Raw genomic sequence first — 24,527 nt, forward strand, 5'->3', positions numbered from 1 at the left:
ATCCACCGATCGTGCTGATTGGGTGGGGGTGAATCCGCTGTGCAGGGAGGCTGGGATCAATGACACTCGTCAGGCACCCGGAGAATCCTGCGGCGCGGGCGACTGCTCACGTCGTCCCGGCCGGGCCGCGTTCGGCCCAAGGCGGACGGGCTGCGACGCATGAGTACGCGACCGATCGGTGACTACGCGCTGCTGTCCGACTGCCGCTCGGCCGCGCTGGTCACCTCCGACGGCTCGGTGGACTGGCTGTGCCTGCCCCGGTTCGACAGCCCGGCGATCTTCGCCCGGCTCCTCGACGAGGACGCCGGCCACTGGTCCATCCGCCCTGCCGGCCCGGTCGACATCAGCCGCCGCTACGTCAAAGACACCCTTGTTCTGGAGACGACCTTCCGCACGACAGCGGGTACGGCGGTCCTGCACGATGCCCTTGCCCTGGGGCGGCGCGAACGCGGGCACGCGCTCGGCACCGCGTCCCCCGGGACGCTCCTGCGGCAGATCACCTGCACCGAAGGGCGCGTGAACATCGAGATCGCCTACGCGCCGCGCCCGGAGTTCGGACTCGTCCATCCACTCCTCTCAGCCGTGCGAGGCGGGCTCGCCGCGTACGGGGGCGCCCATGTTCTGCTGCTGTCGAGCCCAGTCGACCTGCGGTTGAGCGGCTCCACAGCACACAGTCGAATCCCACTCTCGGCGGGGCACCGCCTCGGGTTCGCCCTGCACGTCGTGCCGGCGTGGGAAAGGGAGTCGGTGGGCTGGCGGGCAGGGCGGATCCGGCACCGCATGTCCGACACCATCAAAGGCTGGAGTTCCTGGTCGAAGCTCCACCGCGGCTACGTCGGCCCCTGGCAGGACGAGGTCGGCCACAGCGGACGCGTGCTGCGAGCCCTGACCTTCGCTCCCACCGGGGCCATCGTCGCCGCGGCCACCACCTCCCTGCCCGAGAAAGCGGGCGGGATGCGCAACTGGGACTACCGCTACACCTGGGTCCGCGATGCGAGCTTCACCCTGCAAGCGCTCGCCACGGCCGCCTGCGAGAAGGAGAAGAACCGGTTCTTCGGCTTCCTCGCCCGCGCCGCGGCAACCCAACTCGACCGCGACGTCGACCTGCAGATCATGTACGGCATCGGCGGAGAACGTGATCTGAGCGAGCGGCTCCTGCCTCACCTGACCGGCTGGCGCAACAGCGGCCCCGTTCGGATCGGCAACGACGCCTGGCGCCAACGCCAACTCGACGTATACGGCGAACTCCTCGACGCCGCCCACGAGTGCCTCCCACCCGGGGAGCGCCTGGACCCGCCCACCCGCGCCTTCCTGGTCCAAGCGGCCGACACAGCCGCCCGTCGCTGGACCGAGCCCGACCAGGGCATCTGGGAGAGACGCGGCCCGAGCAGACACTTCCTGCACTCGAAACTGATGTGCTGGGTCGCGCTGGACCGCGCCATCTCCATGGCCCCCGTCCTCCAGGCCCACGAACGCGTACCCCACTGGCGCCACGAGCGAGACAACGTCCGCCAAGCCATCGAAGAGCGCGGATGGAGCCCCCGTTCGGGCGCCTTCACCCAGGCGTTCGGCAGTGACGAACTGGACGCCTCGGCGCTGATGCTGCCCATCGTCGGCTTCCTGCCTCCGCAGGACCCTCGCGTCCAATCCACCGTGCTCGCCGTCGCCACCCGGCTCACCGACCGCAACGGCCTGGTCCGCCGCTACCTCGGCGACGAGATCGAGGAAGCGGAAGGAGCCTTCCTGCTATGCACCTTCTGGTTCGCCCACGCTCTCGCCCTGACCGGTCATGTCGTCCGTGCACGGCAGGTGTTCCAGGCCGCTCTCGCACACGCCAACGACGTTGGCCTGCTTGCCGAGGAGACGGACCCCGCCACGGGAGAAGCGCTCGGCAACTACCCCCAAGCCTTCAGCCACATCGGACTCATCAACGCCGCCCGTGCCATCCGCGACGCGCAGCAGCCCCCATCGCGAGGAGTCGAGTGAGACCGGTCCTCGACATGCATCGGGGACTGTCGTACGTACGCGCCACCGAGGGCAGACCAGCCTGGATGGCTCATCCTGCGCACCAGCCTCTCTACCGTGGGCCGCATGCGAGGGCACCCGACCCTGGCAACCGTCGCTGCCACGGCGGCACTGCTGGCGTGCGCCTCCTGCTCCGGGACATCAGGCCCCGCTTGCGGCGGCCGGCGGTGGCGGGCTGCTCTTCGGCGGGGCGTAGCCGGATTGGTGCGGTTGTCACGATGGTGCTCACAATCGCGCAGAGCAGGTCGCTTTTCCGGCCGACCTTTGTCGCGATTGCCGCGCTTTGTGGCCATTGGGTGTCGCAGATTGGCTAGGCGGCGAGTTTGTAGTGCCGGAGCGTTGCGACGAACATGGCACCGCCGCCGGATACGCGGCGCACGACCGTGATGCCGTGGCGTTCGGCGCCCACCGGGTCGACCTCGTTGCGCAGCGACTGGAAGCTGCCGGTGATCACGACGGGCGAGACCCACTCCCAGACCCGGAGCGTCGGCGGGCGCCGGCCCGCGGCGACCTCCGCGGTGATGACCTCGTCGAGCGCCATGTGGAGCGCGGGGGACTGCGGCGCCTCGTGGATGAGCTGCCAGTCTTAGTCGCTCCACTCGGTGGCCTGCGCGAGGGCCCGGCGTACGGCGACGGCCACACCCTCGGAGGTGAGGCCCAGCATCACGGTCGAGGCGGGGAGAGCCGCGTCGATCCGGGCGGTGAGCCCGGCGGTGTCGGTGTTGGCCGGAGCGCCTTCGAGCGCCGCATCGATCGCGAGGATCGCCTCGTCCGGTTCGAGGAAGAAGTCCCCGGCCACCCGGACGTCGCGCAGCGCCCCGCCCCGGACATCCAGGTCCACGACGACGAGCTTGCCGCCCGGGACCTTGTACTCACCGTGCACAGCCCTGCCTCCACGTCCGCCCGACTCTGCCATGAATCACTCTGATCAGGCACAACACCGCCACCATACGGTTTAGTCCGTTCGCCTCACAGCGACCGCCTGCCGTCCGGGACCACTGTGCTCGCCGTGGGGACGCGTTCCCGGCGGACCCGCGAGATCGCTCTCGCGGGTCCGAGGCCGGTGTCGGCGAGTGGAGCGGACCGGAGAAGAGCACCATGGAAGGGCGCGAGCACGACACGGGGATGACCTGGCAGGAGTCCGCCGGTGGCACGTGGACGGTTGCGGATCTACCTCGGGGCGGCCCCCGGGGTCGGCAAGACGTACGCCATGCTCGCGGAGGGACAGCGGCTGCGTTCACTGGGCGCGGATGTCGTCGTGGGCTTCGTGGAGCCGCACGGGCGCCGGCCCACCGCGGCCATGGCCGACGGTCTGAGGACGATCGCCAGGCGCACCCTGGCCCATCGCGGTGTGGCCTTCACCGAGATGGATCTCGACGCGGTACTGGCCCGCCGTCCCCAGGTCGCGCTGGTCGACGAGCTGGCTCACTCCAATGTTCCGGGGGCCCGCAACGCCAAGCGATGGCAGGACGTCGAGGAGCTGCTGGACGCGGGCATCGATGTCGTCACCACGCTCAACGTCCAGCACCTGGAATCCCTCAACGACGTGGTCCGGCAGATCACCGGGGTCAGACAGCGCGAAACCCTGCCCGACGAGGTGGCCCGTCGCGCCGACCAGATCGAACTGGTCGATCTGCCGCCCGAGGTCCTGCGCCGCCGCATGGTGCACGGCGACATCTACCCACCGGACCGCATCGAGTCCGCGCTCACCCACTACTTCCGGGTCGGCAACCTCACGGCACTGCGCGAACTCGCCCTGCTGTGGCTCGCCGACCGGGTGGAGGAGGGGCTGCAGCGCTACCGGGCCGAACACGGCATCTCCGCCCCCTGGGAGACCCGGGAGCGGATCCTGGTGGCCCTCAGCGGTGGCCCGGAGGGCGAGACCCTCATCCGCCGAGCCGCGCGGATCAGCGCCCGTACCCCCGGCACCGAGCTGCTGGCACTCCACGTGGTTCCGGAGGACGGGCTCACCGGGGTCGACCCGGCTGTACTGGACGCCCAGCACGCCCTCCTGGAATCACTCGGCGGCAGCTACCACCAGACCACGGGCGAGGACGTCGTCGATGCCCTGCTCCAGTTCGCCGAGGCGGAGAACGTCACTCAGATCGTGCTGGGCGCGAGCCGGCACGGCCGGCTCGCCTCCTTTCTGAGAGCAGGAGTGGGGGAGCGGACGATCAAGGGGTCCGGTCCCGTCGACGTGCACATCGTCTCGCACGAGGAGGCAGTCGGCCCTGCCGCGCTGAGGCTGCCGCATCCGAGCCGTGGCATGGGCCCGAGACGGTACTGGTCCGCGTTGGCCGGTGCCGTGGTGCTGCTGCCCGCACTGACTCTCCTGCTGACGTCGACGGCGCTGCGCGGCCGGCTCGGCCTCTCCAGCGACTTGGTGATCTATCTGCTCGCTGTCGTCGCGATCGCCCTGGTCGGAGGTCTCTACCCCGCTCTGTTCGCCGCCCTCGCCGCGGCGCTGCTCGCTGATTACTACTTCACGGCACCGGTGCACTCGCTGGTCACGGAGCGCCCCGACGAGATCGCCGCGCTCGTGGTCTTCGTCGCCACGGCAGCTCTCGTCGGCACGGCCGCGGGAGCGGCTGCGCAGCGTACGCACCAGGCTGTGCGTGCGACATCGGAGGCGAGGGCGTTGAGCCGCCTGGCCGCCGCCATGATGCGCGGGCAGGATCTGCCGGCACTCGTCGAACAGATCCGGGAGTACTTCGGACTGGCCGCGATCAGCCTGCTCGAAAGGGATCCGGAAGCCTCTCCCGTGCCCCGTTGGTACGTGGTGGCCAGCGCCGGGGAGCGGCCGCCGGAGAAGCCCTATGAGGCGGATGTGGAAAGCCCGGTCGATGACGATCTCACCCTGGTCGGTCGCGGCGCCGGACTGAGTACGCAGGACCAGCGCGTCCTCGCCGCGTGCGCCGCCGAACTGGGGCTGGCCCATGCCCGGGGGCGGAGCGCCGGGGGTTCCGGTGGCACGGACACCCTCGCCGCCGCCGAACGCACCCGGGCGTCCCTGCTCCTCGCGGCGGGCCGCGATCTGCCTGCTCCGCTGCACACCGCCGAAGAGGCTCTCGTGCGGCTGCGGCATCGACGCGCCGACGAGCCCGCCGCGGAAGAGGCGCAACTGTTGGAGGTGGCCCGCGCGGCCGTACACCGCGCGGCGCAGTTGGTCACCGATCTCCATGACGTGAGCCGTTTGCACGCCGGTGCACTCGATCTCTACCTGCGCCCGGTCGACCTCAACGAGGTGCTGGGCGTCGTTCTGGACGACCTCGGGCCCGGCGGCCACTCCATCGATGTGCGCCTGCCGGAACAGCTGCCCGACGTGATCGCCGACGCAGCCCTCCTCACCCGCGCCCTGACCGCCCTCGGGGCCCACGCGCTGCGTCACAGCCCGCCGGACCGGCCCCCCGTCTTCACCGCCGAAGTCCGGGGCGACCGCCTGGAGATCCGCGTGCAGGACGGGATGCCCGACCGGGGCCCGGAACCGCGCACAACGGTCTCCCGGGCACCGGGTGCCGGGGCCGGCAGCCTGGCTCTGCGGCTGTCGCGCGACCTGGCCGAAGCCATGGACGGGGTCCTGGAGACGACCGCTGAGGAGGCCGGGGCGGCCTTCTCGGCGACGCTCACCCTGCCGAGCGCCGCGCCCGGCGGCAGTGCGGCGTCCGGCCGCGCCCGGTGAATCCCCGCGCCCCCTCACCACCCGATCGGCCCGTGGAGCTTCGGGGCGATCCCGGACTCAGCTGATATAGCGTCAGAAGCGAATGATCACACCATGTTCCGGTCGAGGCGAACAGTCCCGCCTCCGATGCACTGCGAGGTGCCCCGCGCATGTCGGACGTCTCGTTCATCGGCCTCACGGTCGTGGTGTTCGCCCTCATCGGCCTGGCCGCCAAGGGGGTCGGACGCCTGTGAACGTGGAGAACGTCGTCGGCCTGATCGTCGCCGTGTGCCTCGTGATCTACCTCATCGTCTGCCTGATCTTCCCCGAGAAGTTCTAGGAGCGGGCCCGGATGAACGAGACCCTCGCGGGCTGGCTCCAGGTACTCGCGCTGGTGATCGCGCTGTGCCTCACGTTCCGCCCGCTGGGCGGCTACATGGCGCGCGTCCTGACCACCGGTCACCACGGGCGGGTGGAACGCCTGATCTACCGGGCAGGCGGAGTGAACGGCGACGCCGACCAGAAGTGGTCGGTGTATCTGCGCAGCATCCTCGCCTTCTCCGCGGTGTCGGTGCTCTTCCTGTACGCGTTCCTGCGCCTGCAGGACCACCTCCTGCTGTCCCTGGGAATGAAGCCGGTCACCGCGGACCAGTCGTTCAACACCGCGGCATCCTTCGTCACCAATACCAACTGGCAGTCCTATTCCGGCGAGTCGACCATGGGCCATCTGGTCCAGATGGCGGGCCTCGCCGTGCAGAACTTCGTCTCCGCGGCCGTGGGCGTTGCCGTGGTTGCCGCACTGATCCGCGGCTTCACCAGGAAGAAGACCGATCGCGTCGGAAACTTCTGGGTGGACCTGACGCGGATCGTGCTTCGCGTTCTGCTGCCCCTCGCGTTCGTCTTCGCGATCGTTCTGGTGGCCTCCGGCACCGTTCAGAACTTCCACGGCATCCACGACATCACCACCATCGCGGGCGGGCATCAACGCCTGACCGGGGGTGCGGTCGCCTCCCAGGAGGCCATCAAGGAACTGGGCACCAATGGCGGTGGTTTCTACAACGCGAACTCCGCGCATCCCTTCGAGAACCCCAACGCCTTCACCAACCTGATCGAGATCTACCTGATGCTGGTCATCCCGTTCTCACTGCCGCGGACCTTCGGGACGATGGTCGGCGACAACCGTCAGGGCTACGCGATCGTCGCCGTGATGGCATTGATCTGGGGGGCGTCGGTCGCCATCGTGACCGCGAACGAACTGCACAGCGTCAGCAGCGCCGCCGGGCACGCCGCCGGCGGAATGATGGAGGGCAAGGAGGCACGGTTCGGAATCTGGGCCTCGGCCCTGTTCGCCGTGTCCACCACCCTCACGTCGTGCGGAGCGGTCGACTCCTTCCACGACTCGTACACGCCGGGCGGCGGCGGAATGACGATCTTCAACATGATGCTGGGGGAGATCGCGCCCGGCGGCACCGGCTCAGGGCTCTACGGGATCCTGGTCCTGGCGGTCGTCGCGGTCTTCGTGGCCGGCCTGATGGTCGGCCGTACACCCGAATACCTGGGCAAGAAACTCCGGGGCCGGGAGATGAAGTTCGCCTCCCTCTACATCCTGACCACGCCCGCGGTCGTGCTGATCGGTGCGGGGCTGGCGATGGCGTTCCCGGGCGAGAGGGCCGCGATGCTCAACTCCGGACCGCACGGATTCTCCGAGGTCCTTTACGCCTTCGCGTCGGCTGCGAACAACAACGGCTCGACGTTCGCCGGGCTGAGCGCGAATACCGTCTGGTACAACACCGTGCTCGGCGTGGTCATGCTCGTCAGCCGGTTCCTGCCGATGGTGTTCGTCCTGGCACTCGCCGGCTCGCTCGCCGCGCAGCAGCCGGTTCCGGTCACCGCGGGCACCCTGCCGACGCACCGGCCGCAGTTCGTCGGACTGCTGACCGGGGTGATCCTCATCGTCGTCGGTCTGACGTACTTCCCCGCGCTCGCGCTGGGACCCCTTGCGGAGGGTCTGCGCTGATGTCCACGACCGCCACCCCCGCTCCCACTCCGCCCGGCGGCGGGAATCAGCGGTACCGCGTCTCGGGGGGACTGCTTGATCCCAAGCAGCTTCTGACGTCCTTCCCCGATGCCCTGCGCAAGCTGGACCCGCGCCTGATGTTCCACAACCCCGTCATGTTCGTGGTGGAGGTCGGGGCGGTCCTGACCACGCTGTCGGCCATCAGGGCGCCCGGCGTCTTCGCCTGGGTGATCACGGCGTGGCTCTGGCTGACGTCCGTCTTCGCCAACCTCGCCGAAGCCGTGGCCGAGGGGCGCGGCAAGGCCCAGGCGGAGACTCTTCGCCGCGCCAAGACCATGGCGACGGCCCGCCGCCTCATCGGCTGGCGGCCGGGCGCGAGCGATGCCGAAGAGGAGGAGGTCCCGGGCGTCGGCCTCCGTCTCGGCGATCATGTCGTCGTCGAGGCCGGGCAGATCATCCCCGGCGACGGCGATGTGGTCGAGGGGATCGCGAGCGTCGACGAATCGGCCATCACGGGAGAGTCGGCGCCGGTGATCCGCGAGTCGGGCGGCGACCGGTCGGCGGTCACGGGCGGCACCAAGGTGCTTTCGGACCGGATCGTCGTGAAGATCACCTCGAAGCCGGGGGAGACCTTCATCGACCGGATGATCGCCCTCGTGGAGGGGGCCGCGCGGCAGAAGACGCCGAACGAGATCGCGCTCAACATCCTGCTCGCATCGCTCACGATCATCTTCCTGATCGCGGTGGCGACCCTGCAGCCCTTCGCCGTCTTCGCCGGGGCCGAGCAGCCCATCGTCATCCTGGTCGCCCTCGTCGTGGCCTTGATCCCGACGACGATCGGCGCGCTGCTGTCGGCGATCGGCATCGCGGGTATGGACCGGCTCGTGCAGCGCAACGTGCTGGCGATGTCCGGGCGCGCGGTGGAGGCCGCGGGTGACGTCAACACGCTGCTGCTCGACAAGACCGGCACCATCACCCTCGGAAACCGCCAGGCCGCCGAATTCCTGCCGGTGGACGGGGTGGGCATCGAGGAACTCGCGGACGCCTCCCAGCTTTCGTCCATCGCCGACGAGACGCCCGAGGGCCGCTCGATCGTCGTCCTCGCCAAACAGCAGTACGCGCTGCGCGGCCGTGGCGAAGGAGAACTGGACCGGGCGCAGTTCGTACCCTTCACCGCGCAGAGCAGAATGAGCGGTGTCGACCTCGACGATCCTCAGGAGAACCGGTCCCTGCGCAAGGGTGCGGCGACGGCGGTGATGCGCTGGGTCCGTGACAACGGCGGTCACCCCACAGCGGAGGTCGGCGGCATCGTCGACGGCATCTCGGCGAGCGGAGGCACCCCGCTGGTCGTCGGTGAGGTGTCCCGGACCGGCGATACGCGGACTGCCCGGGTCCTGGGTGTCATCCACCTCAAGGACGTGGTCAAGGCGGGCATGAAGGAGCGGTTCGACGAACTGCGCCGGATGGGCATCCGTACCGTCATGATCACCGGCGACAACCCGCTGACCGCGCGCGCCATCGCGCAGGAGGCGGGGGTGGACGACTTCCTCGCGGAGGCCACGCCCGAGGACAAGATGGCGCTCATCAAGCGGGAGCAGGCGGGCGGCAAGCTGGTCGCGATGACGGGGGACGGTACGAACGACGCCCCGGCCCTCGCGCAGGCGGACGTCGGTGTGGCCATGAACACCGGCACCTCGGCCGCCAAGGAGGCCGGGAACATGGTGGACCTCGACTCCAACCCGACGAAGCTGATCGAGATCGTCGAGATCGGCAAGCAACTCCTCATCACGCGCGGCGCGCTGACGACGTTCTCGATCGCCAACGACGTGGCGAAGTACTTCGCGATCATTCCCGCGATGTTCGCGAGCGTCTACCCCGGCCTGGACAAGCTGAACATCATGCGCCTGCACAGCCCGACCTCGGCGATCTCCTCGGCGATCGTCTTCAACGCGCTGATCATCATCGCGCTGATCCCGATCGCGCTGCGTGGCGTGCGCTACCGGCCGTCCTCCGCGGCCAAACTGCTCAGCCGCAACATCTGGATGTACGGACTCGGCGGGCTGGTACTGCCCTTCCTGGGCATCAAGCTGCTCGACCTCTGCATCCAGTTCATCCCCGGCCTGCGCTGACAGACGGTCCGACGAAAGAAGACGGCGATCCCACCGTGCGCACCCTCCTTCCCCCCGTACTCCAGCACCATCTGGTGGCCCTGCGGATGTTGCTGGCGTTCACCGTGATCACCGGCATCGCGTACCCCCTGCTCGTCACCGGCATCGCCCAGGCAGGTCTCTCCCACCAGGCCAACGGCTCCCTGCTGACGACGAACGGCAGGCCGGTGGCCTCCAGCCTGATCGGCCAGAACTTCGCCCTGCCGAAGAAGAATCCCCATGACGCCCAGGAGCCGCTGCGCCCCGACCCCCGATGGTTCCAGCCCCGCCCGTCCACCGGTGGGTACGATCCCACGAACTCCGGTGCCTCCAACCTCGGCCCGAACAACACCGACCTGATCAAGACCGTCAAGGACCGTCGTGCCGCCGTCGCCGCCTTCGACGGGGTCCCGCCCGCGTCCGTCCCCGCGGACGCCGTCACCGCCAGTGGCTCCGGGCTCGACCCGGAGATCTCCCCGGCGTACGCCTATGAACAGGTCGCCCGCGTCGCGAAGGCCCGCCACCTCGCCCCCGCCGAGGTCACCACTCTGGTCTCCCAGCACGTCCAGGGACGTGTTCTGGGCTTCCTGGGCCAGGAACGCGTCAACGTCGTGGAGCTCAACCACGATCTGGCCGGGCTGGTGTGACCGAAGGGCGGGGGCGCCGAACCGCCCGACCACGTGCTGACGGTTCTCTGAGGCACCTGGGCGAAGCCTGGCGCGTCCTTGAAGCCCCACACCGCGGTGGTCCGGTCACACTGTCCTCGGACAGCCCCCCCGCACCCTGCACCGCGAGGTCACCATGGCGTACGGTCTGGCCCGCCGCGAACTGCGGCCGAGAGTTCCGCTCAGGCACGGGGAGGGTGGCAAGTACCACTTGACCAGCCTTGAGGGGCTTGCCGCGCTGTCGTTGGACGCGCTGAGTTCGGTCGCGTACGGACCTGAGGCGATCGTGCTCGTCCTGATCGCGGCCGGGACCGGGGCGCTGACCGCCACGCTGCCGGTGACGCTGGTCATCGCCGCGCTGCTGGCGGTCCTGGTGATCTCGTACGGTCAGGTGATCGCCGTGCACCCTGACGGCGGTGGCGCCTACGCGGTGGCGAAGAAGGACCTCGGGCCGAGGATCAGTCTGCTCGCAGCGGCCAGCCTGGTCGTCGACTACGTGCTGACCGTGACGGTGAGCCTTGCCGCCGGCGCCGCCAGCCTCGCCTCCGCGTTCCCCGCACTCGGCTCGCACGTGCTCGCCGTCTGTCTCATCGGACTCGTCCTGCTCACCGCGGTGAACCTGCGGGGCGTGGCCGACAGCGCCCGGGTGCTGATGCTGCCCACCGTGCTCTTCATCGTGAGCATCTTCGGCATCATCGCCCTGGGGCTGCTGCGCGGCCATCCCGCGGCCGTCGTCGGAAGCGCTCAACCTGTCCACGTCACCGAGGCATTGGGCCTGCTGCTGCTCCTGAAGGCGTTCTCGTCCGGTTGCTCCGCGCTGACCGGAGTGGAGGCGATCGCCAATGGAGTGCCCGTGTTTCGCGAGCCCCGTGTCAAGCGGGCGCAGCGCACCGAGCTGATGCTTGGCGCGTTGCTCGGACTGATGCTGATCGGCCTCGCGGTGCTGATCCGCCGCGACCACGTGGCCCCACGCGGCGGCGTGACCGTCCTCGCCCAACTGACCGCCGGCGCGTACGGAACGGGATGGCCCTACTACGCGACCAACCTCATCGTCACCTTGGCCCTCGCCTTCGCGGCGAACACCAGCTTCGGCGGCCTGCCCGTCCTGATGAGCCTGCTGGCCCGTGACCACCGCCTGCCCCACCTGTTCGGGCTGCGCAGGGAACGTCCCGTCTACCGCTGGGGCGTGCTGACGCTGGCACTGCTCGCGGCGCTGCTGCTGATCGCCGTGAACGGCGACACGCACCGGATGATCCCGCTGTTCGCGATCGGCGTGTTCATCGGCTTCACCATCAGCCAGATCGGGCTGGTACGGCACTGGGCGGGGCAGCGACCGCCGGGCTGGCTGCGGCGCGCCGCGCTCAATGGCTCGGGTGCGGCGCTGACCGCCGTGGCCGGACTGGTCCTGTTGGCCACCAAGTTCCTCGAAGGCGCCTGGGTGGTGGTCGTCACCGTGCCCCTGCTGATGCTGCTGTTCGCCCGTGTCGAGCGCTACTACACGGCGGTCGGAAAAGAACTCGGCCTTGGAGAGATCCCCCCGGCGCTGCGGCCCGCCGAGTCCCTGGTCATCGTCCCGGTCGGAGAGGTCAGCAAGCTCGCCCAGCACGCCCTGTCGGCCGCCGGCGCCCTCGGCCACGACGTCGTCGCGGTCGCCGTCCACTCCGACCCGGCCAAGGCTCAGGAACTGAGCGACACGTGGGAACGCTGGAATCCTGGTGTACGCCTGGACATCATCGACAGCCCGCAGCGCTCTCTGGTGCAGCCGATCGTCGAGTACGTCCAGCGGGCGGCGGAGGAAGGACGGCAGATCGCCGTCCTCATCCCGGAGGTCGAGCCGCTCCACCGCCGCTACCAGATCCTGCAGAACCAGCGCGGCATCCTGCTGGCCGCCACGCTCATGGCACACACCGACGTCGTCGTCTGCATGCTCCCGTACCGGATCAGCCGGTGACCGTCCCGGCCCACGTGCCAGGCCGAACCCCGACAGCCGGCCGGACGGCGGACGTGTCGTCCGTGCCCGGCCGGCTGTCCGACCGCCGATGACGCGGTCGGTGACCGGCACCGGAAGGCAGCAGTCCCTTTCAGACTGTTGCCTCTTCCGGCTGTCCGCCGCTGTCGGCTTCGTCGGTGGAGGGTGGGGTGCGCAGGGTCAGCAGGGCGGCGAGAGCGCCGACCGCGGCGAGAATCGCGGCGCCGAGGAAGGCGGCGGAGAAGCCGTTGGTGAGGGCCGTCGGGTCTCCGGGCTCGCGGGCACCGTGGGCGGCGGCGAGTGCGGTCATAGCGGCAAGGCCGAGGGCGGAGCCGACCTGGTAGCTGGTGTTGACGATCCCCGAGGCGAGGCCGCCCTCTTCCGGGCGGGCACTGGACAGTGCGGTGCCGAGCGACGGGATGAACGCCAGCGACATGCCCACCGCCGAGAGCAGGGAAGCCGGCAGGACGTCGACCCAGAAAGTCCCGTCCGGGCGGGCGAGGGACAGCCAGTACATTCCCGCGGCGAGAGCGAACAGCCCCAGGACGATGAGGGGTTTGGGTCCGAACCGGCTGATCAGGCGCGGCGCCAGGACGATCATCATGATCATGATGGCGACCGTCATGGGCAGCAGAGCGGACCCGGAGGCGAAGGCGTCCAGCCCCAGGACCTGCTGCAGGTACAGGTTGAGGAAGAACCACATGGGGATCCACGCGGCGGCCATGAGCAGCTGTGCGATGTTGGCGCCGGCCAGATTGGGTGCCCTCCAGATCCCCAGGCGCATCAGCGGTTCGCGCCGCTTGGACTGGATCGCGACGAATGCGGCGATCAGTGCCGCACCGGCCAGCAGGACCAGCCAGGTGTCCGCGGAGCCCCAACCGGTCTCGGGGGCACGGACGATGGCGTAGACGGCGGCGGCAAGCCCTGCCGTGACGGTGACCGCGCCGGAGAGGTCGATCGAGCCGCGGCGCCCCGTGTTCGACGGCATGACGGCAGGTGCGGCGGCCAGGACGATCAGGGCGATGGGGATGTTGATGTAGAACACCCAGGGCCAACTGGCGTATTGGGTGATGAGCCCGCCGAGAAAGACGCCGGCGGTGCCGCCGGCCGGGGCCGCCGCACCGTACAGCGCGAAGGCATTGGACAGCTCCTGGGGCCGTGAGCCGAACAACGTCATGAGAAGGGTGAGGGCGGACGGGGCGATCAGCGCCGCACCTATGCCTTGCAGGGCTCTTCCGGCCAGCTCCACCCAGACCTGACCGGCGAGGCCGGCGGTCAGGGAGCCCGCGGCCAGGACGATCCAGCCGGTACTGAAGAGGCGCTTGGCGCCGAGCAGGTCCGACAGGCGTCCGCCGAGCAGCAGGAGCCCGCCGAAGGCGACGACGTAGGCGTTGAACACCCACGACAGGTTCTCCTGCGAGAAGCCCAGGTCGGCCTGCATCTTGGGCAGGGCCACGCCGATGATCGACGTGTCCATGATGACCACGAACTGGGCCAGGGCGATTAAGGCGAGCGCGGTCCATCGGCGCGAATCGGCCGAGGCGGTCGGAGTGGTCATCACAGTGCTCCTATACGGGAGGGGGGTATCTGTGGATCGGAATATACCCCCTAGGGGTATCGATGGCCAGTCGCATGCCGAGCAGTCCGCTGTTCACTGCCGACGTGGTCGTGTGCGGGGCGCGCGCCGGGTGGCGTACGGGGTTCCGTGGGTCGCCGCACGCCTGCGCGGCCGGGTCGCGTTCGGCGGTGTACCTCGCCTCCGCTCCGTGGGGGCGGGGGCAGGCATGTTTGTCGGTGCGCCGGTGAACTCCGTCGGCGGGTAAGGGCTGTTGGGGGTACCTCGCTGCTCCCACCGGCCGAGTTCCGTAGCAGACACGCCGAGCTCGCACTGTCCCGACAAGGGATTTCACCCGTACGTCCTCATAAGTGCGTATCACTCCACATTTGGCGATACGGTCGGCGACGTGCTGTCAGCTGTTGCCCCGGGGCCGGGAGTCCGCCGCCTCGTCATCACTCTTCTTCTGAGCCTGGCGACCGTCGCCGTGGCTCACGTGCTGATGTGTGGTGTGCAGGCACAGGACGGGCACCATGTGACGCCGATCAGCGGTCCACTGTCCGCGACCGCCCCCGAGGCACGGGACATGGAGCACGTGGGGGACACGGAGAAATCCGCGGGCTGCGACGCGTCCGAGTCCGGGCACCACCCAGCGGCTCCCGGCGGGTGCTGCGATTCGGCTGTGTTCCTGGGTGAGGTGTCGACGCGATCCGTACAGCCTCTCCTGGGGGCGCTGCTACTCACCCTGGCCGCGTGGGGACTCATGGAGTCGGGCCCTTCGGGTCTCGCGCACCGCCCCCGCGGTCTCGCGGCCGACGGGGCATCGCCCCCCACGGGATGCTCTCTGCTGCGTCTGGTCTGCGTCAGCCGTACGTGACGCGGCTCCGTGCGCCCGGTCGCTCCGCCGATCGCCCGCACGAGCCGCGCCCTCACCCGTACCGCTCTCACGCGACGGCCGCGAACCAGTCGTGGCCGTGGAAGGACCAGGTCGGCATGACCACTGCTCTGCGCAGCATCTCCCCCGACGATGTGCACGCCTTCGTGGCAGCACACGAACTCCCTGAACCGGCGGGCGCCCCCCGCCGTACCCCCGCCGGAATGGTGGGCAACACACCGGTCCTCTGGGTCGGAAGCCCCTTCAGCCCCGTCGGCCGAGGCTTCTGGGCCAAGTTGGAGGGCGCCAATCCCGGCGGCATCAAGGACCGCCCGGCCCTCCACATGGTCGCGGCGGCCCGAGCCCGCGGAGAGCTCCGTCCCGGCGCGCCCGTCATCGAGTCCACCAGCGGAACACTCGGACTCGGCCTCGCGCTCGCGGGCATCACCTACGGCCATCCGGTGACGCTGGTCACCGACCCCGGCATGGAACCTCTCATGGTTCATCAGCTCCGCGCCCTCGGCGCCCGGGTGGAGATCGTCGAGGAACCGAGCCCGGTCGGCGGCTGGCAGCAGGCGCGCAGGGACCGCGTCCGCTCCCTGCTCGACGCGGCTCCCGGCTCCTGGTGCCCCGACCAGTACCACAACCCGGACAACCCGGCGGCGTACGCGAACCTCGCCCTCGAACTCGCCGTGCAGCTCGGCCGGGTGGACGTGCTGGTGGCCGCCGTCGGAACGGGCGGACACTCCGCCGGCATCACCCGTGCCCTGCGCGCGATCTCACCGGGCGTGCGGCTGGTCGGTGTCGACTCGGTGCGCTCCGCCATCTTCGGCCAGCCCGCCGGAGACCGCCTGATGCGCGGCCTGGGCAGCAGCATCCATCCGTGCAACGTCGACCACGCCGCCTTCGACGAGGCCCACTGGGTCGCACCGGACGAGGCGGTCTGGGCGGCCCGACGGCTGGCCAGGCACCACTACGCGAGCGGCGGCTGGAGCGTCGGCGCCGTCGCGCTGGTGGCCGGCTGGCTCGCCCGCATCCATGCCCCGGGCACCCGTATCGCGGCGATCTTCCCCGACGGAGTCCATCGCTACTGGGACACGGTCTACAGCGACGACTACTGCCGTACGCACGACCTCCTCTCACGCCCGCCCGCGGACGACCCCGATGAGATCGGCCGTCCCGGCGAGCGTGCCGTGGAGCGCTGGACGCGCTGTGTGAACATCACCGCGCCGCACGCGGACGAGGTGGCCGCGCGATGAGGGGACTCGTCCGGCAGTTCCGCTCCTTCGACGGCGCCGTCCGGCTGCTGATGGTCCAGCAGTTCACCATCAACACGGCGTTCTACATGCTCATGCCGTACCTTGCGATCCACCTCTCGGGCGGCCTGGGCATGGCCGCCTGGGCGGTCGGACTGGTGCTCGGCGTAAGAAACTTCAGCCAGCAGGGCATGTTCCTCATCGGCGGAACCCTCGCCGACCGGCTCGGGTGCAAGAGCATGATCATCGCCGGATGCGTGCTGCGGACCATCGGCTTCGGACTGCTCGGCCTCGTCGACTCGCTGCCCGCCCTGATCCTCGCGTCGGCGCTGACCGGCTTCGCGGGCGCGCTGTTCAACCCGGCCGTGCGGGCCTACCTCGCACGGGAGGCGGGGGAACGACGCGTGGAGGCGTTCGCGCTGTTCAACGTCTTCTACCAAGTCGGCATGTTCGTCGGTCCGTTGATCGGCCTCTCCTTGATCGCGCTGAACTTCCGGATGGTGTGCGCGGTGGCGGCGCTCCTCTTCCTCGGGCTCACTCTCGTACAGATCAAGGCCCTGCCCGACCGTGGACGCCCGTCGGACGCGGGCGAGGGGCGTCAGGGAGTGCTCGCCGAGTGGCGGACCGTGGCGTCCAACCGCCCCTTTCTGCTCTTCTCGGCGGCGATGATCGGCTCGTACGTCCTGTCCTTCCAGGTCTATCTGGCGCTGCCGTTGCAGGCGCAGCAGGTGGCTCCGGGGAGCGGGGACGGCGTCACCACCGCGCTCTTCGCCGTGTCGGCCGGTGTCGCCGCGGCCGGGCAGTTGCGCATCACCGCCTGGGCGCGGGCGCGTTGGTCGCCCGGTCGGTCCGTCGTGTACGGCCTGGCGCTGATGGGCGGCGCCTTCGCACCGCTCATCGTGGCCGGGGCGCCGCCCGGGGGAGGGGGAGCGCTGATCCGGGCGGCGGCCCTGGTGCCGTTGTTCCTCGCGGCCGCCCTGCTCGCCCTCGGTACGGCCCTGGTGTACCCGTTCGAGATGGACACGGTCGTCACGCTCTCCGGCGACCGGCTGGTCGCCACCCACTACGGCCTGTACAACACCATCTCGGGCGTCGGGATCACCGTCGGGAACCTCGCGACCGGCGCCGTGTGGGATGCCTCCGCCGAACAACCGCGCCTGCCCTGGGTGGTGTTGTGCGGCGTGGGCCTGATGTGCGCCGCCGCGATCGCCGGTTTGACGCGGACCGGGAGACTCGGTCCGATCCCGGCCGGCCGGGCGAGGGAACCGGTTCCGCAGCGGTGAGGGGCGTGGCGAGCGGCCACGGGCAGTCCGCCGCGCGAGGCCCGCTGGGCAGGTGAGGAGCGGAGGGCGGGTGGTCGGCGTCAAGTCGGCATCAAAGGCCGGGCGTGCGGGGTCAAGAGGCCGCTAACGGGGAGGCCCGCCCCCGAGTGGGCGGGCATAGCGTCACTGGTGCGTCCCGGTCCGTCGGCGATCCGGGGTGCTGTGTCCGTCTCCAGGAGGACCCGGCTCGCGAGCCCGTCTCCTGCGTCGACCTTCCATCGACTGGGGTAACTCCATGACCACACCACTTCCTGGACCGTCGGTGCCGTCCTCGGTGGCGACCGCGCCGCCGGACCGCGCCGTCGGCCTGTCCGTCTGGCCCGCCTCGGCACGACTCACCCCCCGTGGCGATGTCGAGGTGGGCGGCGTCTCCCTCGTCGAGGCGGCGTCACGGTTCGGCACCCCGGTCTATCTCCTCGACGAGGCCGAGGTGCGAGAACGCTGCCGCACCTACCTGCGAGCCTTCCCGGACACCGAAGTCGTCTACGCGGCGAAGGCGTTCCTCTGCCGTGCCCTGCTGCACTGGGTGCGGGAGGAGGGCCTCGGCCTCGACGTCTGTTCCGCGGGCGAGCTGGAGCTCGCCGTCACCACCGGGTTCCCGCCCGAGCGCATGGTGCTGCACGGCAACGCCAAGAGTCCCGAGGACCTGAGTGCCGCGCTGCGCCTCGGCGTCGGACGGATCGTCATCGACAGCGCGTGGGAGATCGCCCGGCTGTCCGCACTCGTCCCCGACGGCGCCCGGCAGAAGGTCCTGGTGCGCGTCGTTCCGGGTGTGAGCGCCGGCAGCCACACGGCGATCCGCACGGGCACGGACGACCAGAAGTTCGGGCTCTCCCTCACCGACGGGAGCGCCGAGCACGCCATTGCCCGGATACTCGACCAGCCGCGGCTCGAACTGGTCGGACTGCACTGCCACATCGGCTCGCAGATCACCACCGTCAAGCCCTACCTGACCACGCTGCGGCGGATGGTCGGGCTCCTGGCCCAGATCCGCCACCAGTACGGAATCGTCCTGCCGGAGCTGGACATGGGCGGCGGTCACGCGGTCGCCTACCGGCCGGGGGAGACCGCGCTCGACATCCCGTCCCTCGGCGCCCGCATCCGCCGCGAACTGTCCACGAGCTGTGCCGCGGCCGGCATCCCCGTACCCCGGCTCGCCGTCGAGCCCGGCCGCGCGCTGGTCGGGCCCGCGGGTGTGGCGCTCTACCGGGTGCTCGCGGTCAAGCAGACCGGCGACCGCCTCTTCGTTGCGGTGGACGGCGGGATGAGCGACAACCCACGGCCCGCGCTGTACGGGGTCCGTTACGCACCCCGGCTCGTCGGCCGCCGCTCGTCGGCCGAGTCCCGCACGGCGACCGTCGTCGGCCGGCACTGCGAGGCGGGCGACGTACTCGCCACCGATGCGGACATGCCGGGCGACATCCGTCCGGGCGACCTGGTGGCCATCCCCGTCGCCGGCGCCTACCACCTCTCCATGGCGTCCAGTTACAACGTGGTCGGCCGCCCGCCCGTGGTAGCCGTCCACGACGGCAGCGCGCGGCTCCTGATCCGCCGCGAATCCCTCGCCGACATCAACGGCCGCGACATCGGTCTCTGAACCGCGCACCCACGTCGGTGGGACGGCTCCGGAACCCCTGGTGGATCAGGGCCCGTGAGCGTTCCGTGGCGTAGCGGTGCCCAGGCGGCAGCCCTTGTACCGCGCCACGGCGCCGCAGCGCGGTGCGACCGCGCCGGTTCTCAACAGGCGGTATTCACAATGGGCTTGCACCGGTCTGTAATATTCACCAAGCTGGATCGGTCCTTACTGCCTGCCCAGGACCTGGAGCCCCGTCATGCCCGCACTGATGCCGGATTCCGCCCCGCAACGCGTCATCGCCCTCTCGAACTTCGTCTATACCGTCGGCAGCGGCCTCTATCTGACCGCCGGGGTCCTGTACTTCACCGAGGGGGTGCACCTTCCGGCAAGCCAGGTGGGGCTCGGGCTCGGCATCGCCGGTTTCGTCTCGCTGGCCGTGGGCATCGCCGTCGGCCATCTCGCGGACCGATACGGGGCTCGCGGCGTCTACGCGACCACCCTTGTCGTCCAGGCGTTGGCTACGGCCGGCTTCGTGCTGGCGGACAGCTTCTGGCCGTTCGTCCTCGCGGCATGCGCGGCCACCGGGGCCAAGGCGGCCGGACTTGCCGCACGCAGTCCGCTCATCAGGCACTACGGAGGGGGCCGGCCGCAGGAATTCCGTGCCTACCTCCGTGCCGTGACCAACGTCGGCATCTCCCTCGGTGCCCTGCTGGCAGGGTGGGTCGTCCAGGTGGGCACCCTCACGGCCTATCAGCTTCTCGTCATCGGCAACGCGAGCGCCTTCGTGGCTTCCGCGTCAGTCCTGGTCTTCCTGCCGCCGGTCAAGCCCGTCCCGACCGCAGACGGCCCTCGCTGGATCGCCCTACGGGACCGCCCCTACCTTCTGGTCACCGCACTCGACGGGATCATGGCCATCCAGTTCAAGGTGCTCACGGTGGCCATTCCGCTCTGGCTGGTCACCGCCACCACCGTCCCGCGCTGGCTCATCTCGGGCACCATGCTCACCAGCACCCTCATCGTCATCGCCTTTCAGGTACGCGCCAGCCGCAGCATCGACTCCCCGGCGGCCGGCGGAGTCGCCTACCGTCGAGCGGGTGTGGCCTTCCTCGTCTCGTGCTCCCTGATCTCCCTGTCCGCGGGCATACCGGCGTGGGCCGCGGCAACGCTGCTCATGTGCGCGATGGTGATCCACACGATCGGCGAACTCTGGCACTCCGGCGCAGGCTTCGAGGTCTCATTCGCCCTTGCACCGGAGCACGCCACCGGCCAGTACCTCGGCGTGTTCGGCCTGGGCGCCGGCCTGGCCGAAGCGCTGGGGCCGGGCCTGCTCATCTCGCTCTGCATCACCTGGGGCCGCCCCGGGTGGTACGTCGTAGGAGCCCTTTTCGCCCTGACGGGTCTGGCGGCGCCCCTCGCCGTCCGCTGGGCACAGAGACATCAGCACCCGGGGCGCACGCCCCTCGCAGCCGTGGAGAAGGCACCGGCCGCCTGAACTCGTCCGGGGAGGTGGTCCAACACGCTTTTCATTCAGGGGTTTTGGAGCGGGGCGAGGCGGCCCCGCCTTGGTGCTGCGCGACCGCTGAGCATTCCGGAAGCTCCTTCCTCAGGCGGGCCAGTGGGGAAAGGGCCATGAACAACGGGGACAGCGACAGGCCGATCGCGGTCAGCAGCAGACCGGTGCGCAACCCCCACTGATCGGCCAGGCAGCCGCCGAGCAGTGAGCCGAGCGGTGTCAGTCCCATGCCGACGAAATTGATCGTCGCGACGACTCGGCCCTGCATCCGGACGGGTGTGATGGCCTGCCGGACCGTCATGACGGTGACGTCCACCGTCTGACTGAAGGCGCCGAAAAGGAAGTTGACCGCCATGAGCAAGGGGATCGTCGCGGCGGTCGAGCCGCGCAGCAGGGGCACGCAGAGCATCACGCCGTCGGCGAGCACCGCTGAGGACACCAGCACGATGCCGTAGCCGAATCTTCTCGGCAGCCGGGCGGACAGCAGTGATCCCACGACCGCACCAGGGCCCATGGCCGCGAGCGTCACGCCGACGGCGGCCCCCGACAGATGCAGCCCCCGTGGGAGGTAGAGCAGATAGACGGTCATCAGGGCCGCGAAGGCGAACTGGAAGACGGCTGAGGCGAGTCCCACCGCCCGCAACGAGGGATCGGCGATGACGAGGCGGAGACCTTCGTGGATCCGCCGCCCGATCCGAGGGGGCTGTTCGGTGTGGTCAGGAACGGACTCGGGCGCGCGGATGCGTCGGATCGACAGAAAGGACAGTACGAAGAGGAACGCGGCGGCCACGAGCGAGAACGGCGCCGAGAACAGCGAGACCAGCACACCGCCGAGAGCGGGGCCGCCGATCTGCGCCGCGGATCTGCTGCCCTGGAGCAGGCTGTTGCCCTGCGTCAACTGTTCACGACGCACGAGCCGTACGAGAAAGGCCTGATACGCCACATCGAAGAACACACTGAGAACGCCGACGAGGAAGGCGACGCCGAGCAACGCCGGAGCGCCGAGCAGGCCCAGCAGGTACGCGGCGGGGATCGCGGCCAGTGCCAGAGCGCGGCCGAAGTCCGCCAGCACCATCACGTCGCGGGATCGCCGACGGTCCACCCACGCACCGGCGAAGAGCGAGATCAGCAGGATGGGGGCCTGCTCCACCGCACGCATGACTCCGAGTTCGGCGGCGCCGGCGTCCAGGGTCACCACGGCGATGAGCGGCAGGACCACCTGAGCGGCCTGCGCCCCGAGTTGAGAGGCGGTCTGTCCCGCCCAGAGCTTGCGGAAGTCCCCGTCCCGCCACAGGCTCGGCAGGGCCGGTCGACCGGAGGCCGCCTTCACCGCGGGCCCCGTACCCGCGGACCGCCCGGCCTGCTCGGCGCAGGAGCCACACGGAGCCCCGAAGACCGAGCCGTATCGAAAGCCCCATCGGAAGCGGGACCGAGTGTGCGCCGGACGGTGCGATGGTGTGCGGGCACGGCAGGAGAATCGGATGGCACAGGGCCCCCTTGAGCTGCTGAGAACGGCGCCCGCCGCGCGGCGCACAACAGGTGCGCCGACTCGGGCGAGGGAAGGTTCGCCGTGCCGCAGATCGAGGGCGGCACGCGATGACAGGCCGGTTACGGCCTACGGGGTCAACGCGCGCTCGGGTGACCGGGCATCCCAGCTCCTCAAGGGTCTCTCGGAGTCGAAGGCCGGCGCCTCTCGTTCGGATCGGGCCGGGCTGACCAAGCAGAAGACCCTAAGGTCTGTCCCGCAATCCCTGGCGGGCGCGCGACGAGCTACGGCACCTCGCCGCGTTGTCGGAACGTCCGCATACATCCAGGATGCGGACGTCCCTCCGCCTTGCGATGCACCGCATCCGACGCCGCGCGCTGATCCACCACGGATTGCGGGACAGACCATAGCCGACGGCAGCCTCTGACCGGAGGGAATTTCGCCGGGCATCGTGGAGAACAAGGAGGACCACAGCCCGACGCCTTGCCGGAGCCGGGGCCGTCATCCACCCATCGGCCCGCCCGCCCGGCTATGGGGCGCCGCTCGCCGTAACGCTAGAGTGTGTGCGCCGTGGTGTTCGGGAAGACCGGTGACAGACTCCGAGGAGTCTCAGGCCGGAGCGGCCCTCGCCACTGTGATCGGGGAGTATCCGTCCCAACGACGCCACGGGCCGCAGAGCGCGGCCGGGAAGGCAGGGGCGGGTACGAGCGCGAGCGAACCCGTCAGCCAGGAGACCGGCCACGGCATCTCACGAAGTCATCCACGAGGTGCTGGAGCGTGACCGTATGACCCTGCCCGAATCCGCCGTGTTCAAGTGGCGGCGCGAGGACACCGTTCGAACCGTGGGGCTGCTCGCGGTGATAGCCGCCCTGCACGTGGTGGCGTTCGGCGTGCTGTTCCTGCTCGTCCTGCCCCAGCACTACGAGGTCGGTTCCAAGGCGTTCGGCATCGGGCTCGGGATCACCGCGTACACGCTCGGCATGCGGCACGCCTTCGACGCCGATCACATCGCCGCCATCGACAACACGACCCGCAAACTGATGGCCGATGGCAAGCGCCCCGTGTCGGTCGGCTTCTGGTTCGCGCTCGGACACTCCAGCGTGGTCATCGCCATGGCCGCGCTGGTCGCCGGAGGAGCGCGGCTCGCGGGGGTGCTGATCAACGAGAACTCGGGCACGCACCAGGTGCTCGGTGTGGTGGGTACGACCGTCTCCGGATCCTTCCTCTATCTCATCGCCGCGTTGAACCTGGTCGCCCTCGTCGGCATTCTGCGCGTGTTCCGGGCGATGCGGGCCGGCCGTTTCGACGAGACCGAGCTGGAGCAGCATCTGGACTCGCGTGGGTTCATGAACCGGATCCTCGGCAGGTTCACCAGGTCCATCACCAGGCCGGGCCAGATGTATCCGCTCGGCTTCCTCTTCGGCCTCGGCTTCGACACCGCCACGGAGGTCACGCTGATGGTCATGGCGGGCAGTGGCGCCGCGGCCGGTCTGCCCTGGTACGCGATCCTGTGCCTGCCGCTGCTGTTCGCCGCCGGGATGAGTCTCTTCGACACGCTCGACGGGACGTTCATGAACTTCGCCTACCAGTGGGCCTTCTCCAACCCGGTGCGCAAGGTCTTCTACAACCTCGCCATCACCGGCCTGTCGATCGCCGTCGCCTTCCTCATCGGCACGATCGAGCTGGTCACCATACTCCACGACAAGCTTGGTCTGCGGGACTCGGTCACCGGCTGGATCTCCGGCGTGGACCTGGGCAACGTCGGCTACATCATCGTCGGACTCTTCGTGGCGGTGTGGGCGGCGGCCTTGGCCTACTGGCGGATCGCGAAGGTCGAGGAACGCTGGACGGGCCGCGCCCCCGACAGTGGCTGATGCTGTATCGGATACCGACGAGAGCTCTGTTCCGGCCAAGCCGCCGGTACGTCTCACGGTGGGGCGGGCACGGTCAGGCCGCCGACCGATGAGCGAAGGCGATCAGTGGACCACCGGTCAACGGGTGCTTGACCAATGCCGCCCGCACACCGAACACCTCCGCCGACAGAGCCGGAGTGAGCACTTCCAGGGGAGTGCCGGACGCGACCAGCGCTCCGTCGTGCAGCACATGCGGGCGGTCGCACACCGAGGCGCCGCGCTCAGGTCGTGGAGCGGGATCAGCGTGGTGGGCCCCCGCGCCCGCAGCAGTGACAGCGGCGAACGTCTCCGGACAGGCGTCCGCACCCGAACCCGGCAGCCTCTCCTCGGGAATCACCGTCATGCCGAGCACCGGCACCTTGGCGGCCCGCGCGGCCAGCCCCTTCGGACACCGTTCGTTTTGCGTAGGCCGACAGGCTTTCCGGTGATCGAAAGCGGTCCGGGGCCGTGTGGTGTGTACACACCACACGGCCCCGGACCGTCGGGAACCGCTGAGGGGAGGGGTCAGCCCTTGCGGGACTTGACCTCGTCGGTGAGCTGGGGCACGACCT

At 69.8% G+C, this 24,527-nt stretch carries 15 protein-coding genes, 2 pseudogenes and 1 riboswitch; of the genes and pseudogenes, 13 read left to right on the forward strand and 4 right to left on the reverse strand.

What is annotated here, in order from left to right; translation table 11 throughout:
• Positions 1 to 159: 159 nt before the first annotated feature.
• Positions 160 to 1,986 carry a glycoside hydrolase family 15 protein gene (locus ACZ68L_RS39435; RefSeq protein ID WP_469587636.1) on the forward strand — a complete coding sequence of 609 codons (1,827 nt, stop codon included), beginning with the start codon at positions 160 to 162 and terminating at the stop codon, positions 1,984 to 1,986.
• Positions 1,987 to 2,368: 382 nt separating this feature from the next.
• Here the strand turns inward: ACZ68L_RS39435 and ACZ68L_RS39440 are convergent.
• Positions 2,369 to 2,908, reverse strand: a pseudogene (locus ACZ68L_RS39440) (lipoate--protein ligase family protein); the annotation flags it as partial.
• A gap of 264 nt (positions 2,909 to 3,172) precedes the next feature.
• On the opposite strand from ACZ68L_RS39440, the gene ACZ68L_RS39445 reads away from it, so the two are divergent.
• The 6 genes from ACZ68L_RS39445 to ACZ68L_RS39470 all read left to right on the forward strand — a co-directional run bounded on the left by ACZ68L_RS39445 (position 3,173) and on the right by ACZ68L_RS39470 (position 12,463).
• Complete coding sequence (locus ACZ68L_RS39445) at positions 3,173 to 5,704, forward strand: sensor histidine kinase (protein ID WP_469587641.1); 2,532 nt, start codon at positions 3,173 to 3,175, stop codon at positions 5,702 to 5,704.
• A 229-nt stretch (positions 5,705 to 5,933) separates the two neighbouring features.
• Positions 5,934 to 6,023 carry a K(+)-transporting ATPase subunit F gene (gene kdpF / locus ACZ68L_RS39450; RefSeq protein ID WP_469587643.1) on the forward strand — a complete coding sequence of 30 codons (90 nt, stop codon included), beginning with the start codon at positions 5,934 to 5,936 and terminating at the stop codon, positions 6,021 to 6,023.
• A gap of 12 nt (positions 6,024 to 6,035) precedes the next feature.
• Entirely contained in the window at positions 6,036 to 7,700 is a 1,665-nt protein-coding gene (gene kdpA, locus ACZ68L_RS39455; protein WP_469587646.1) for a potassium-transporting ATPase subunit KdpA, read from the forward strand.
• Complete coding sequence (kdpB, locus tag ACZ68L_RS39460) at positions 7,700 to 9,829, forward strand: potassium-transporting ATPase subunit KdpB (RefSeq protein WP_469587650.1); 2,130 nt, start codon at positions 7,700 to 7,702, stop codon at positions 9,827 to 9,829. Before kdpA ends, kdpB begins: the two co-directional genes overlap by 1 nt.
• 35 nt (positions 9,830 to 9,864) lie before the next feature.
• Positions 9,865 to 10,494: a potassium-transporting ATPase subunit KdpC gene (gene kdpC / locus ACZ68L_RS39465; RefSeq protein ID WP_469587653.1), complete on the forward strand. Its 630-nt coding sequence runs from the start codon at positions 9,865 to 9,867 to the stop codon at positions 10,492 to 10,494.
• A gap of 229 nt (positions 10,495 to 10,723) precedes the next feature.
• Complete coding sequence (locus tag ACZ68L_RS39470; protein ID WP_469587655.1) at positions 10,724 to 12,463, forward strand: APC family permease; 1,740 nt, start codon at positions 10,724 to 10,726, stop codon at positions 12,461 to 12,463.
• Between the two features lie 130 nt (positions 12,464 to 12,593).
• On the opposite strand, the gene ACZ68L_RS39475 is transcribed toward ACZ68L_RS39470, so the two are convergent.
• Positions 12,594 to 14,039, reverse strand: coding sequence for an MFS transporter (locus ACZ68L_RS39475; protein ID WP_469587658.1), 1,446 nt, complete (start codon positions 14,037 to 14,039; stop codon positions 12,594 to 12,596).
• A 406-nt stretch (positions 14,040 to 14,445) separates the two neighbouring features.
• Between ACZ68L_RS39475 and ACZ68L_RS39480 the strand changes: the two genes are divergently transcribed.
• The 5 genes from ACZ68L_RS39480 to ACZ68L_RS39500 all read left to right on the forward strand — a co-directional run bounded on the left by ACZ68L_RS39480 (position 14,446) and on the right by ACZ68L_RS39500 (position 20,556).
• Positions 14,446 to 14,913 (forward strand): hypothetical protein, encoded by a 468-nt coding sequence (locus ACZ68L_RS39480; protein WP_469587660.1) that lies wholly within the window; start codon positions 14,446 to 14,448, stop codon positions 14,911 to 14,913.
• 116 nt (positions 14,914 to 15,029) lie between these two features.
• On the forward strand, positions 15,030 to 16,169 hold the full coding sequence (locus ACZ68L_RS39485) for a PLP-dependent cysteine synthase family protein (RefSeq protein WP_469587663.1): 1,140 nt from the start codon (positions 15,030 to 15,032) through the stop codon (positions 16,167 to 16,169).
• Positions 16,166 to 17,449 carry an MFS transporter gene (locus ACZ68L_RS39490; RefSeq protein WP_469587666.1) on the forward strand — a complete coding sequence of 428 codons (1,284 nt, stop codon included), beginning with the start codon at positions 16,166 to 16,168 and terminating at the stop codon, positions 17,447 to 17,449. Before ACZ68L_RS39485 ends, ACZ68L_RS39490 begins: the two co-directional genes overlap by 4 nt.
• A gap of 274 nt (positions 17,450 to 17,723) precedes the next feature.
• The gene (gene lysA, locus ACZ68L_RS39495) at positions 17,724 to 19,085 is read left to right on the forward strand and encodes a diaminopimelate decarboxylase (RefSeq protein WP_469587668.1); all 1,362 of its coding nucleotides are present in this window, start codon (positions 17,724 to 17,726) and stop codon (positions 19,083 to 19,085) included.
• 235 nt (positions 19,086 to 19,320) lie between these two features.
• On the forward strand, positions 19,321 to 20,556 hold the full coding sequence (locus ACZ68L_RS39500) for an MFS transporter (RefSeq protein ID WP_469587672.1): 1,236 nt from the start codon (positions 19,321 to 19,323) through the stop codon (positions 20,554 to 20,556).
• A gap of 31 nt (positions 20,557 to 20,587) precedes the next feature.
• On the opposite strand, the gene ACZ68L_RS39505 is transcribed toward ACZ68L_RS39500, so the two are convergent.
• Positions 20,588 to 21,907 carry an MFS transporter gene (locus ACZ68L_RS39505; protein WP_469587675.1) on the reverse strand — a complete coding sequence of 440 codons (1,320 nt, stop codon included), beginning with the start codon at positions 21,905 to 21,907 and terminating at the stop codon, positions 20,588 to 20,590.
• Positions 21,908 to 22,617: 710 nt separating this feature from the next.
• Positions 22,618 to 22,820: riboswitch (cobalamin riboswitch) on the forward strand.
• Between the two features lie 28 nt (positions 22,821 to 22,848).
• Here ACZ68L_RS39505 and nicT point away from each other — a divergent pair.
• Positions 22,849 to 23,937 carry a Nickel transporter NicT gene (gene nicT, locus ACZ68L_RS39510; RefSeq protein WP_469587678.1) on the forward strand — a complete coding sequence of 363 codons (1,089 nt, stop codon included), beginning with the start codon at positions 22,849 to 22,851 and terminating at the stop codon, positions 23,935 to 23,937.
• A gap of 73 nt (positions 23,938 to 24,010) precedes the next feature.
• Here the strand turns inward: nicT and ACZ68L_RS39515 are convergent.
• Positions 24,011 to 24,252 (reverse strand): annotated as a pseudogene (locus ACZ68L_RS39515) (ABC transporter ATP-binding protein); the annotation flags it as partial.
• Positions 24,253 to 24,527 lie beyond the last annotated feature (275 nt).

The organism is Streptomyces sp. NPDC104309, assembly GCF_055584025.1.